This is a genomic window from Anabaenopsis sp. NIES-4685 (assembly GCF_059725405.1).
In genome coordinates, this window is sequence record NZ_AP043602.1 from 763417 (window position 1) to 776734 (window position 13318).

Annotated in this window: 12 protein-coding genes and 2 pseudogenes; 5 read left to right on the forward strand and 9 right to left on the reverse strand. The window is 42.1% G+C overall.

Features of this window, described 5'->3' with window-relative positions; translation table 11 throughout:
• Positions 1–29 precede the first annotated feature (29 nt).
• The gene (locus AC6IZ0_RS03360) at positions 30–947 is read right to left on the reverse strand and encodes an AEC family transporter (protein WP_497725096.1); all 918 of its coding nucleotides are present in this window, start codon (positions 945–947) and stop codon (positions 30–32) included.
• A 100-nt stretch (positions 948–1047) separates the two neighbouring features.
• Between AC6IZ0_RS03360 and AC6IZ0_RS03365 the strand changes: the two are divergent.
• Positions 1048–1847, forward strand: a pseudogene (locus tag AC6IZ0_RS03365) (M15 family metallopeptidase).
• Positions 1848–1862: 15 nt separating this feature from the next.
• Here the strand turns inward: AC6IZ0_RS03365 and AC6IZ0_RS03370 are convergent.
• The 4 genes and pseudogenes from AC6IZ0_RS03370 to mrdA form a co-directional block, all read right to left on the reverse strand.
• Positions 1863–1988 carry a hypothetical protein gene (locus AC6IZ0_RS03370; RefSeq protein WP_497725098.1) on the reverse strand — a complete coding sequence of 42 codons (126 nt, stop codon included), beginning with the start codon at positions 1986–1988 and terminating at the stop codon, positions 1863–1865.
• 571 nt (positions 1989–2559) lie between these two features.
• The gene (locus tag AC6IZ0_RS03375; RefSeq protein WP_497725099.1) at positions 2560–3795 is read right to left on the reverse strand and encodes an RNA-guided endonuclease InsQ/TnpB family protein; all 1236 of its coding nucleotides are present in this window, start codon (positions 3793–3795) and stop codon (positions 2560–2562) included.
• Between the two features lie 171 nt (positions 3796–3966).
• A complete protein-coding gene (locus tag AC6IZ0_RS03380; protein WP_497724396.1) occupies positions 3967–4128 on the reverse strand; it encodes a hypothetical protein in 162 nt (53 codons plus the stop codon).
• 126 nt (positions 4129–4254) lie between these two features.
• Positions 4255–6050, reverse strand: a pseudogene (gene mrdA / locus AC6IZ0_RS03385) (penicillin-binding protein 2).
• A 279-nt stretch (positions 6051–6329) separates the two neighbouring features.
• Here mrdA and AC6IZ0_RS03390 point away from each other — a divergent pair.
• Positions 6330–7493 (forward strand): ABC transporter ATP-binding protein, encoded by a 1164-nt coding sequence (locus tag AC6IZ0_RS03390; RefSeq protein WP_497725100.1) that lies wholly within the window; start codon positions 6330–6332, stop codon positions 7491–7493.
• Positions 7494–7679: 186 nt separating this feature from the next.
• On the opposite strand, the gene AC6IZ0_RS03395 is transcribed toward AC6IZ0_RS03390, so the two are convergent.
• Entirely contained in the window at positions 7680–8192 is a 513-nt protein-coding gene (locus AC6IZ0_RS03395; RefSeq protein ID WP_271731781.1) for a universal stress protein, read from the reverse strand.
• Positions 8193–8287: 95 nt separating this feature from the next.
• A complete protein-coding gene (coaE, locus tag AC6IZ0_RS03400) occupies positions 8288–8890 on the reverse strand; it encodes a dephospho-CoA kinase (RefSeq protein WP_497725102.1) in 603 nt (200 codons plus the stop codon).
• Positions 8891–9012: 122 nt separating this feature from the next.
• On the opposite strand from coaE, the gene AC6IZ0_RS03405 reads away from it, so the two are divergent.
• On the forward strand, positions 9013–9771 hold the full coding sequence (locus AC6IZ0_RS03405; RefSeq protein WP_497725104.1) for a metallophosphoesterase family protein: 759 nt from the start codon (positions 9013–9015) through the stop codon (positions 9769–9771).
• 19 nt (positions 9772–9790) lie between these two features.
• On the opposite strand, the gene AC6IZ0_RS03410 is transcribed toward AC6IZ0_RS03405, so the two are convergent.
• The gene (locus tag AC6IZ0_RS03410) at positions 9791–10642 is read right to left on the reverse strand and encodes a M48 family metallopeptidase (RefSeq protein WP_497725105.1); all 852 of its coding nucleotides are present in this window, start codon (positions 10640–10642) and stop codon (positions 9791–9793) included.
• 142 nt (positions 10643–10784) lie between these two features.
• Here AC6IZ0_RS03410 and AC6IZ0_RS03415 point away from each other — a divergent pair, with 142 nt between their 5' ends.
• Complete coding sequence (locus AC6IZ0_RS03415; RefSeq protein WP_271731785.1) at positions 10785–11315, forward strand: DUF4330 domain-containing protein; 531 nt, start codon at positions 10785–10787, stop codon at positions 11313–11315.
• Between the two features lie 138 nt (positions 11316–11453).
• On the opposite strand, the gene AC6IZ0_RS03420 is transcribed toward AC6IZ0_RS03415, so the two are convergent.
• Complete coding sequence (locus AC6IZ0_RS03420) at positions 11454–12347, reverse strand: alpha/beta fold hydrolase (RefSeq protein ID WP_497725107.1); 894 nt, start codon at positions 12345–12347, stop codon at positions 11454–11456.
• 239 nt (positions 12348–12586) lie between these two features.
• Here AC6IZ0_RS03420 and AC6IZ0_RS03425 point away from each other — a divergent pair, with 239 nt between their 5' ends.
• Entirely contained in the window at positions 12587–13318 is a 732-nt protein-coding gene (locus AC6IZ0_RS03425; RefSeq protein ID WP_497725109.1) for an armadillo-type fold-containing protein, read from the forward strand.

Consider the following 13318-nt stretch of genomic DNA (forward strand, 5'->3'; position numbering starts at 1 on the left):
TCTGGTTAATCAGTAGGAGCAGATATCAATCAAAACAGCCACAGCCAAATGGGGAGAGTAACTAGTAGTAGTATACACCCCAGTGCTAAAGAAGTCACCGCCAGATCACGGTCAAGATTAAAAGTTTCCGCAATTATTAATGTGGCAAATGCTGGAGGCATAGCCATTTGTAGTAAAATTACTTGTGCGGCTTTACCAGTCACCCCCCAGAGTGGCAAGGTGCTACCAATGAATAAGGGAACAATTAACATTTTAATAGTTAAGCTGATACCCGCATCCGGTAGCCTGTGCCAAGAATTTAGGCTAGACAGCCTCATGCCAATTAACACTAAAGTTAAACTAACTACAATCCAACCTAATATTTCTAGGCTATATTCAAAAATGACCGGGAGGGTAACTTGGCGAAATAGCAAGCCCAAGGCGAAACTCCACAGAGCAGGATTCACGACAATTGACTGGGTAATTTGCCCGTAATTCCTGATATTACCGCCAAAATGAGATGCTAATACTATACCAAAGCCATAGGCCCCAAAAAGTGATCCCAACATATCGTAAAATAAAGCCCAGGCAAAGTATTCCTGACCTAATAATGCAAGAGTGATGGGGAAACCCAGGTAACCTGTGTTACCAACCATCGCAGCTAGGAGTAAACTACCTTGTGTTGATTTGTGGTGGATGTTTTTGGTCAAATAGGCTTGACCTTTCATCGCCCACCAAGCCAAAAATGCCCCTAAAAAAATGGCTAAGTGGGCGATAACCGGAGCAATCCAAATCTGTCCTGATAGGTCGGCTTTGCGGAGAAAAGCAATAATACTTATGGGGACTCCTACCCAAAATAGCCCTTGACCGACACGAGTAGGAACCGTAGGAGGTAGTTTGCGTCCCAGGATAAAACCTACTAGGACTAATCCCACCAGTTTAAAGTATAGTTCTAGGAGGTTAGCCAAAATTGCGCCCTGGAATATATAGATATGAATGGTACTGAAGATGTTTATCTCCCCAGTCTACAATTTTTGATAAATATTGCACAAAAACAGGAGATGTCTCTTGAGTAAAGCCCGGTTTTCTAAACAAGCCCATCAGTTATCAGGCGACCCTAGTGAAGATATTCCCGTGGCTTTACGGGATGTCCCTGAGAGTAGAGCCCAACAGCCTGTGCAGAATCTAGTTTTGGTGATGGGGGACTCGCAGGGTTTATTCTAGTGGGTTTAATTGCTGGTTTGTGGTTCTTTGTGATCTCACCTAGGGCTGATGTTGATTCCTCCTCACCTCAGAATGTAGATGCACAACCTGGGGATTCTGTCAATAGTCAAGATAATAATGTCGATGCCCTCTTAGGTCATTTGAGATACCCAGAAGCGCCGCAGTCAGAACTGTTAGCAATTACTGCCGATGGGCGCATTAGGTTGCGCACAGCAGCGGCTCAAAGGTATCTGGCTATGGCTCAAGCGGCGCGACGTGAGGGTGTAATTTTAGTGCCAATTTCTGGGTTCCGCTCCGTGGAAGAACAGGAACAGTTATTTTTTGCTATTGGTGCTAGGCGTAATCAAACCCCGGCCCAAAGGGCGGCTTTGAGTGCGCCCCCTGGACATAGTGAACATCATACAGGCTATGCTGTGGATATAGGTGATGGCGCAGCACCAGCTACTAATCTCCAAAGCAATTTTGAAAATACCAGGGCTTTTCGCTGGTTAGAAGCAAATGCAGCCCGTTTTGGTTTTGAACTGTCCTTTGGAGAAAATAACCCCCAAGGTGTCAGTTATGAACCTTGGCACTGGCGTTTTGTGGGCGATCGCCATAGTCTAGAATTATTCTACAAAGCCAGAAATTTAAACCCCAAACCATGACGGGTCAGCATTTTCTCATGTCGCCCCATCGCCAGTTAAACCAGCAAAGATACCCTCATGGACTTGATTTATCAAGGTTTCAGCAATTACTTGATGAGCTTTAGTGGATCGGATGAATGTCATCCCAAAAGAAATATTCATCAGGAGACACTGGATTAATTACGCCACTTAGGGGAGTGGTGAAATCGGTACACCCGTAATCATTTTGACCATTACTCAGTTCTTGCAGCGCCTCAAACTTATCTACTAACAATAAATGAATATAGCAATCCTATTTGAGTTGAGAAATTATCAGTGAGGAAAGGGAACAGGGAACAGGGAACAGAAATTGTTCATGAATCATTTAGGATTGCTATATTAAAATAGGGTGCTAAGTTATCTAATGTTTGGCTTAAAGTGGTGTTAAAGCTCTGAGAGGATGTTTGATAAGTCATGATTAGTGTATCAAATATTGTTTTACCCCACCCTAACCCTGCCCTTGTAAGGGGAGGGGATTGGATTTGATTGTTTCGGTTCCCCATTCCCCAATCCTTCCGGTGTTCGGTGTGTTCCCCAATCCTTCCGGTGTTCCCTGTTCCCTGTTCCGGTGTTCCCTGTTCCGTAAGATAAAAATTACCTGTTTAATACTTTCCAAACATCCTCTGAGTAATGGCTGTAGCCCCTATAGCGTCAGGAGTATTGTAGTCAAGAGTTTGTGAAATTATAGACAAATCTACAAAGTCACTTTACCAGGGGTAAACCTGATTGGAGTTACTCCTAACCCCTCTATCCCGTCTGCAAAAGCGTTCAGGACTGCTTTTCTTAATATATTGTACGCCCCATTTAAATCAGCGTTTATTAACCTTCCATTGGAAGCTTTATACAACCCACGAGCTACTCTTCTACCACTAAATACACGTTCTGCCCCTTTTTGGTACTCCGGGATATTATCAAGGTCAAGAAAACTAGCCTTAGAGGTATAACTTTCTTCGTTGATAATAACTTTAACGCCAGCTAAGTTAGCTTTATAAACCAACTGCTGGATAAATTTATAGTGCGGTATCTGAACAAAATTTTGATTGTTACGCTTACCAATATTAATATCTTGCTTCCACTGTTTGTTGTTACCAATCACCAAAGTATCAATCTGATTTTGTCGAAGGTAATTAATAATGGTTCTACTAGCTTGGTGTAGATAGGTATCAACTTTACTATCTCTTTTGGTGAGAAGATTGGATATTTTGTTGGAGGTGTATCTATTCGGGTCTTGAGTTTGAAGCTTCGATTGGAGTTGGGCTTTTTGTTTATTAAAGAATTGATTGGTTGACTTTAATGGGCGACCATTAATAATCAACGGCTGAAAGCCTTTTTTGTTTGAAGCTATGGTGGCCAGGTTATTAAGCCCCAAATCGATAGCTGCAATATATTGATTCCTAACTGTGACTACTTCATTCTTTTCATAAACAGCCTCTACTACATAGAATCCACTTCTAGGTACTAATCTAAGTTCTTTAACTTTACTTTGAATAGCAGTTGAAATAGATATATTTGTACCTGAAGGTTGTAATAACCCTTTTTTTACCCCTTTTTTGCTAATACCCTGTGCCGGGTAAATGACCACACAACGACCTTTGGTTTTATGTTTATATCCAGGTAGTCTAGGCCGACCTTTGAACTTATCAGGATTTGTCGTAAAATAACTAATAGCTGCAAAATATGAAAGCCAGCATCTATCAACTAATTTAATGATTTGACAACTTACCTTTGCTGGCAAAGCTTTATAATCAACAGATTCTTTGATTAGGTGATAGGCTCCCGCATAATTAATATGCTTGTTGTTATGAATGTATTCCTGTCTAACTATGAAGTTAACAGCATTGTATAGGTTCTTCGATTTAAAGCAAAGTTCATCTATTTCTTTGTATGCTGGGTGACTTGGTTTAATAACATGACGCTCAATCAGCTTCATTTTGTAACTCCTGAGTGATACGTTCTGTTTTTGTCTTTGCTCTTCTTAACCCATACATCCTTGCACTAAACGAGTATATTATCGATACTAAATCTTGCATTAGTTCATCTCTACCTTCCGTAGCTTGATTAACAATTTCCAACTCTTTACCTAGTTTATTAAGAAGAATCTTTAGATAGCTACAACTTTGTTAGGGTTTTGGTTAGTTTCAGGTAGATTAATAATTATGGTTCCTGTAGGTTGTTGATAACCTGTGATTACGCCGGATTTGTACCAACGCCACGCAGTTCTATAACTTATCCCTACCTTTTTTGCATAATCAGATAGTTTCATTCATTTAATGATCGTACATTCATAATAATATTATACTACAAATGTACATAAATGACTATAAATTCATTAAATTGTAGTCAAGACTCAAGTCTTGACTACGAGCCAAGATTATTTAGTCCCCCAGTTTTAATACTTATCAGGATACTTGCGTTTAAAGTAGTCTTCTAGAATTTCTAAAACCATCGGACCTGCAAGACTACCACCACCACCGCCAGAATGTTCAGTAAAAGCAACGATAACGATTTCCGGTTGATCTACGGGAGCGTAAGCACCAAACCAAGCGTGATTTTTTTTCACCCGATTTTGCCATGCTTCAGCTGTACCGGTTTTACCAGCGACGGGAGGGAGTGTAGGCTTGTTTAAAACTTGACCAGTACCGTGAGTAATCACCTTCCTTAATCCATCATGGAGAATTTTAATGGTTGTCGGCTTCATTTTGATAAGTTTTCGCCAGTTTGCAGCTGGTTGATTATCTTTGAGTAAATGGGACTGGACTCGGTAACCACCATTAGCCGGAACTGCAAACATGACCGCAACTTGTAAAGGACTACTTAATAAAGCACCTTGGCCGATTGACATATTCACCGTATCCCCCACAGTCCAAGGCATATTTCGATGCTTGCGTTTCCAGTCGTCATCTGGGACTAAACCCCTGGTTTCTTCGGCAGCAAAATCAAAGCCAGTTTTTTCACCAAATCCAAATTTACGAGTCCATTCAATTAAAGTGGGTCCACCCACTGCTTGAGCAATTTGGTAAAAGAAAGTATCACTACTCCATTGCATTGCACCCACAAAACCTAAAGGGCCGAATCCGGCGTGGTTCCATTCACCAAATGTGATCCCACCAATAGTTAAAGAACCGTAGGTTTGGAGTATGGTTTTGGGAGAAAATTTCCCCGATTCCAATCCTGCGGCTGTAGTGACAATTTTGAAGGTACTGGCGGGAGGAAAAGCACTCAGAGCGCGATTCACTAAAGGATGGTTGGCACCTTGGACAGATTCCCAGTCTTTTTGCGAAAGTTTTTGTTTAGAGAAGATATTGGGGTCAAAGGTGGGGCGAGACACCATGGCTAACACCTCGCCATTGTTGGGATCAAGTGCTACAACTGCACCATTATACTTGCCTAAAGCTTTGTTTGCCGCTATTTGCAGATTTAAATCTATAGTTAAATTTAAATCACTACCCGACTTTGCTGCTTTTTCTCCCAACACTCGAACCGGACGACCAGCCCGGTCTACTTCTACTTGCTGACCGCCCCATTCACCCCGCAGAGTATTTTCGTAAACCTTTTCAGTCCCCATCTGACCAATGACATCTCCTAATCGATAGCCTAACTCCCGCTTCCGTTGTAGCTGTTCGGCAGTTAATTCTCGTGTATAGCCCAGGACATGGGCTAATTCCTGACCATGGGGGTAGTACCGAACCGCTTCCGTATGTATTTCTACGCCTTTGAGTTCCCTGTGATACTCTTTGAGGGCAGTTAGTTGGGCTTCATTCAGGTCACGAGCAATGGGAATTAGTGAAGAAGAGTTGGTCCAGCCTCTTGTAATTTTTTTTCTATTTCTTCCTGGGGGATATTCAGAATTTTCTCTAAACGTGAACCCACAACAGACCAACCAGATTTTCTGTGGGCCATTGGCCACAAGTATACAGAACGAGGATAACGAGTACTAGCCAAAACCTTGCCATTTCGGTCAAAAATATTACCCCTTACTGGTTGTTTGGGAATGATCCGCACCCGGTTAGCTTCTGCTCTAGTTCGATGGTTTGTTCCTTCAACAATTTGCAAGTGTGCTAACCGCACACCTATTATACTTGTCATTAAGAGGGTGAATGCAATTAAAAATATGGGCTGAAAATCTCGTCCAACCGTACGTGTATTATTTTTTAGGGGTAGTCGGGATGGCTGCAATAAAGTCATAACACCCAGTTTCAATAGTCTACATTAACTGACACATTAACACTCTCCAGTCTCAAGACACCACCTCAACTATGCCGTTCTTTGACACTCCCCACGGTTATACAATAGTCGGAGAGTCAAACTATCATTTTCTATTTCTACCCGCTTTTAAGTCTCTGTCTTGGGTGTAACAACAATCAGTGCAAAGATAACATAAGTGCTATTTTTCATAGCATCTTGTCAGATAACCCAGCCCTAAAGGCATCGGGAATCTCAAATCAGCGCATTCTACCAGGGATTATGACTCAAACTCTCACCCACAATCATGATCAAATTACAAAATCTCAGCCGTTGGACGTTGAACTGCGTTATGTGTTCAAGTTTTTTAACCAGGAACCAGCAGTTAATGGGGTCGATTTGGATATTAAACGGGGAGAATTCTTAACTATTATCGGTGCTTCTGGTTGTGGTAAGACAACTATACTACGCTTGATAGCTGGGTTGGAGATGACTGATGCTGGTAAGGTGTTCATTCAGGGACACCAGATGACTAATGTCCCTGCTGCTCGCCGACCCGTAAATACTGTTTTTCAAAGCTATGCTTTGTTTCACCATATGAATGTATGGGATAATGTCGCTTTTGGATTGCGTGTTCACAAAAAACTCCCCAAATCAGAAATCGCCACCAGGGTTCAAGAGGCTTTAATGCTGGTCAAAATCGCAGATTTGCGATCGCGCTTTCCCTGTCAACTCTCTACTGCTCAACAGCAACGGGTAGCTTTAGCCAGAGCTATAGTCAATCGCCCCACTGTTTTACTGCTAGATGAACCTTTGAGAGCTTTAGACTTGAAGCTACGTCAGGAAATGCAGTTGGAACTGTGGAATTTACATAAACATTTAGGACTAACCATGATCATGGTGACACAAGATCGGCAACAGGCTATGTCTTTGAGCGATCGCATCGCCGTCATGAATCAAGGTAAAATTGAGCAAGTTGGTACTCCACAAGAAATTTACGAACATCCCCAAACCCCCTTTGTTGCTGATTTTATTGGGGATAATAATTTATTTACTGGTAAAATCATTTATGTAGATTCCTCATCAATACAAGTTGAGACCACAACGGGACTGAAAATTACGGTTGACCGCACAGAAAAAACACCAACTGAATTATCACAAACCGTAGTGGTGAGCGTCCGTCCCGAAAAAATCCAACTTTCCCTTTATCGGCCGAGTATATTAACTAACTGTTTTCCAGGACGGCTGAATCAGGTTATGTATTTAGGAACCCACCTTGGTTATGTTGTGGATTTGCTAAATGGTATCAGTATCAATATTTCCCAGCCAAATACTTTTGGCAGTTTACCAGAGCGTGACATACCTATTTATGCTTGGTGGATGAAAAGTGACTGTATAGCTTTCAGGAATTGTACTGATGTCCGTGGAGGTTTGAAGAAGTCTTAGCTAACGGTCCGTAAAAAATCTGGAATTTTGGCGGTTGCTGAGTTATGGATCATGGTTGGTAATTTTGGCTTTTATATTCAAACTCAGCAGCCCTAATGACTTTACTTACAGCTATTGTCAGGTAAATCAACCACATTTTTCAGTCTGAAGCCAAGACGCAAAAGACATGAAACTTTTTGCCAGTATCTATACCGTCTCTGGCATTTTTGTGTTACTAGGAATACGTCCCTGTACAATCAACATTGAGCAAGGAGCATGATGTAGTGCATAATTACTGACACTCCCTAGCAAGAACTCACTGATGCCAGTACGACCGCGACGACCAACTATGATTAAGTCAGCAGGCAAATTACGAGCCACTTCACAAATTATCCTCCCAGCATCACCGAGATTTTGGGTAAACCCTGCTTTTACACCGGCATTAGTTGCTGTATCACTCAGCGATCGCAACCAGTCTAGTCTCTGTTTTTTTAGTTCTTCCCACTCTCGCATATAACTCTCAATAGGTGCGGTTTGCACAGATGGATATATGGTATCTGGTTGTGTAAATACAGGGCTGAGATAGGGGTCTTCTAATGGGGATAGTACGTGTAACAACATGAGTTCGGCATCAGAGGCTTTTGCTAAAAATACACCTTGTTCAAAGACATATTGACTCGTTTCTGATTGATCGACAGCTACCAAGATTTTCTGATACATACTTCACATTCCTGACTATAATTAACTCATCCCAATTGTAGTTTCTTATATCCAGTACAAAAGTTTAAAATTATTGTCATTTTTCCAGTTCCACATTATAGCTTATTTGTGGTAGTCATAGCCAAAGCAATATCCACCTGTTTGCACACAGATGCTGGGGTGGAAGAGTTATCTAACACCACATTTGCACGCGCTGCTTTTTCTTCTAGAGATAACTGGCTATTAATGCGGGTTTGGGCTTGTTCTGGAGTTAAATTATTTCTCTGCATTAGTCTTTGCAGTTGCTGTGATTCCGAACACCGCACAACCCAGATTTCTGTGACTAAATCAGTCATCTGAGCTTCAAATAACAAAGGGATAACTAACACCAATGTTGGTGATGGTGATTTGTCCATGGCTTCCTGAAAGCGATGGACTACATAAGGATGTATCAAACTTTCTACCCACTGGCGTTCATCTGACTGGGTAAAGATAATTGCACCCAGTTGTTCTCGATTCAGGCTACCATCTGGGAGTAAAATTTCTTGGCCATAACGTCCGGCGATCGCCCGGAGAATGGCCGAACCTATAGCTACAGCATCCCTAGCATAAATATCTGCATCAAAAATAGGTATATTCTTAGCCGTAGCCAAATAATTGGCAACAATGGTTTTACCTGTAGCAATACCCCCAGTCAAGCCAATGATGCGTTTATCCATAAGTCATTTTAACTTCAAAGCCGGCAATTCAACTAAGATTAAACTATACTTGATTAAATGTTATTTATTAGTCTTTGCGGAAACCAGACAACTCAGTCAAACTCTTGAGAGATTCAGAGCCGATGATCGAAACTAGCCAACGTCGAATTGTTATTGGGGATGTGCATGGACACTACGATGGGTTGATCAAATTAATCGAGTTCATCGCCCCCACATCAGAAGATCAAGTTTATTTTCTAGGAGACTTAGTTGACCGCGGTCCAAAAAGCTCACATGTGGTTAATTTTGTCAAGGAAAATAATTATGGTTGTCTACTGGGAAATCATGAACAGATGTTTTTCAAGATTGTCACCGGTGATCACATTTCTACATCAGCAATGCAAGCATGGCTGTATGGTGGAGGTCAAGCAACTATAGCCAGTTACGAAAAAGGTAGTATTCCTAAACAACATTTGGAATGGTTGGAATCTTTACCCCTGTACCTGGATTTGGGGGACATTTGGCTCACTCATGCTGGGGTTGACCCGGAGCTACCTTTAGCCGCACAAACAGCCGAGCAGTTTTGCTGGATACGCGACCAATTTCACAGCATTGAACAGCCCTACTTTACTGATAAACTGATTATCATCGGTCATACCATCACCTTCACTTTACCAGGAGTTGCCCCTGGTCAACTGGCACAAGGTCAGGGATGGCTCAATATAGATACTGGTGCTTATCATCCCCGTAGTGGCTGGTTGACTGGATTAGACGCTACAAATAACATAATTTATCAAGTCAACATTTTTAATAATTCTCTGCGCAGCCTACCCTTAGCAGAAGGGGTGGTCATGGTTGAACCTGCTAAAATAGCCACTCGCCGCCATAAGCAGCGAGCCTAGTTGATCATTGACATTTTTACTAAAGTATGCTGCGGATTTGGGCGCGATAAGCAGCATGATTTAATCCGTCACCCTGATTGCTAGGTTGGGCATTAATAGAACTTTGGAGGGCATTAATGCGATCGCCTGTACCGGGATGAGTACTTAAAAATGTCGGTACAGACCCGCCACTTTGCATCAGCTTTTCCATAAAGGAAACCATAGCCGAGGGGGCATAACCAGCCGCTGTCAGAGCTTGTAAACCTCGGTTATCGGCATCAAATTCATCTTGACGACTGCGGGGACGGTTGAGTGCCAGTTCTATACCAATTCCCACGGCGGTATTACGATCTAAACCTGCGGCTGAAACTAGACCACTAGCGATGGTGCTTTGGCGCATCTGTTTGACTAAGTGCCTACCGCCAATGTGACCAATTTCATGAGCAATTACACTGGCTAATTGCCCTTCATTATCTGCGGCTTTGATTAAACCTGTATGGATATATACAAACCCACCCAAAGTAGCAAAGGCATTGATGGTGTTATCCTCAACTACTTGAAAGGTGAAGGGAAGCTGAGGTCGATCGCTATTAGCTACCAAACGCCGGCCAATTTGTTCCACATATTGATTAATTTGAGAATTGCGGCTAAAGCGAATATTACTACTGCGTAACTGCTGATTCATCTGCCGACCCAGATCCACTTCCTGAGCATCAGACATATTAGATATCTGAATTACCTGTATTCCCCGGAACAGAAGAGAGCGGATATCAAACGCCCTTCCCGGCAGGGGTGTACTTAGGCACACACTCAGGGCAACAACCACGGCAATCAAGGGATAAAACCAGCGACGCAGCCACCCATGGTGAGCAAAAAAAGCTTGACAATTCATGATCATTAACTGTAATGCAATAAATAACAGGACGAACTTATCCCTCTATAAGTTGCACCTGAGCCTATAAACAAAGCTAGGGTTAGTAGCTAGTATAATTCTCAGTATTCTCCTGATAAATGATCTCATAGGAAAAGTTCTGATGACTATTTTAGATTCCAAAGGAAGATTGTTTGGTAAAATCAACTTACTTGATTTAGGGGCTGCACTAGTAATAATACTAGTCATAGTTGGTATATTTATTTTTCCTGGAACCACGGGTTCTGTTGCCCAAATCGGTACCAAAACCGTACCCATTGAAGTTGACTTAGCCGTTCGCGGTTTAAATGTACGCGACCCTCAACGTTTATTTGAGGCCGGATTCACCAAAGGGGGTAAAACTAACGTCATTATTCGGAATCAACCCTACGGTCAGATTAGCATCAAATCCGTGCAACTACTACCGAGAACCGTGACAGTTTCCCAACCAGATGGATCTGTGAAAGAATTACCAGATCCTAGAACTAATAACTTTAGTACAGATATGCTTTTAACCCTAGAAGGTAAAGCCCAAATTACTGATACTGGGCCAGTATTAGGTAATAGCAAAGTTAAAATAGGTACAACCTTTGAATTGGAAGGTTTTAACTATAACTTTAATTCTACAGTGATCGATGTCAGAGTCAAAGATTAATGGGAACATCTCCCGCTTTAGCGGGAGATAATACAGCACATTTCATCTGAGTAGGTACAAAAGCGGGCAAGATGCCCACCCCACAAAAGTTGTATCATTCAATCTGTACTTCAGATTCGGTGCTAGGTGCTGTAGGAACTAATTCAACAAAGTGAAAAACCGCCGAATTAATCCAATAGTCACCGCGGGTACTTCTAACTGGGGCGTTAATCCCACATTTTCTAAGGGCTGAAATACTCTGATAGCTTGGGGATTCTTATGCGCCAGACGACGACCAATTTCCGGTCCGGTGAATTGGGATTTTTGCCCCCAAATAATCCCAGTAGGAGTCGTCAACTGTTGAATATAAAGGGACAAATCAAAACATAAGTCACCACGGACAAAAGACAAGGCTGCATATTCAGCATTTGGTTGTTGGGCAGATTCCAGATAAGCCTCGACAATTTCCTCGTAAATGCGATGAGACTGGGCAAATTGCCTTTGTTCTAAAAAGTTGCGAATACCCGCACTTGTAGCAATTCCAGTGCTATAAAGTAAGCGATCAATCATGGGAACACTAACTACCTGGGCAAAAATACTGCGAGAGTAGTCTTGACCAAAATCTGAGAGTCCCGCCGGTGTCACTAGAATTAAAGACCGAAATAAATCGGGATGGGCGATCGCCACTCGAATTGTGAAAGCCGCAGTCAGGGAAGAAGCGATCACCCTCACAGGTCCTGTACAAGTTTGCTGTAAAAACTCCCGAATCGTCGTCAGATAATCATCAATCATATAGTTTCGGGCTGGATGCTCAGACCTACCCCAACCGATTAAATCCGGTGCTAGAATGCGATACTCAGCCGCAAAAGCCGGATAAACCTTTGACCACTCATAAGCAGAAGAACCACCACCAAAGCCATGTAAGAAAACTAAAGTTTCCTGCTCATCTGTTACAGTTCCATTCTGCCAAGGTGAGCTAGTGGCAGTATAATAAACCATCTTACCCAGTGAGGTCATTATGGAGCGTTGCTCAAATCCCTGTGGTTGAAACATAAGTATTGATTAGAGTTATGTAATAATCGGATCGCTGGCCTATTGAACCGAGACAGACTACAATTTTAATGATCACTCAGCCAGTAAATTTAAACCTCTGGCCACCGTCATAAATGATTTTTATGCGTCCTGTGCTATTTTTTTGATAGCCGTCTTAATATTAGACAATTTTTTATACACTAGATCAAGACTATGGCAAAGGCTTCATTTTTTATTAAAGTAATTACACAGATACTGCAATGCTTACCTGGAGAGTTGAAAACAAGCAGCTACAAGCAACTAAGTTTCCAGGTATTTTCCGTCCGGGGGGTATTCTGGGCTTTCTGACAATTGTTCTGGCCATGCTGTTGTGGAACTGGAAACTGCTCTTAGCCCTTGTAGTTGGGGTTGGGGTAATGTTATTAGTTTACTCAATGCAGAAATGGGACTGGCAATTACACTTATCCCAGCTGTGGCGGTCATTAAATAGTCCCAATTCTCGTTTTGCCTTAGCGGTAGGTAGTGGAGGTATTGCCACTTTTAGCACATACATGGCCGCTGCTATCTGGGTTGACTCTAAAAGTTCTTGGATTGCGACCGGTGCCATTGTCCAAGGTTTAGCAACCTTATTAACTTTAATTTTATTGATGTGGCAAATCCTCAGTTTCCATGGAACACAACAGCAAAACAACCTTGATCAGTTGTTAGTTAATTTAACAGCAGAAGACCCATTGCAGCGTTTAATTACCATACGGCAAATAACTAAAATTAGCTCTGATCACGGAATTGATCGCAAGGTACAGCAAGAAGTCATTCAGTGCTTACAGCTATTACTCAGTCAGGAGCAAGAAACAGTGATCAAAGATGCGGTTTTAGATAGTTTACAGGCTTTAGATGGTTTACAAGCTCTAGCATCCAGTCCAGTGAAACCTTTGCGCCCTCTATCTAGCAAGTCTCAGGTTACCGTTTCTTCCTCTGGAAAATTAGCTTAA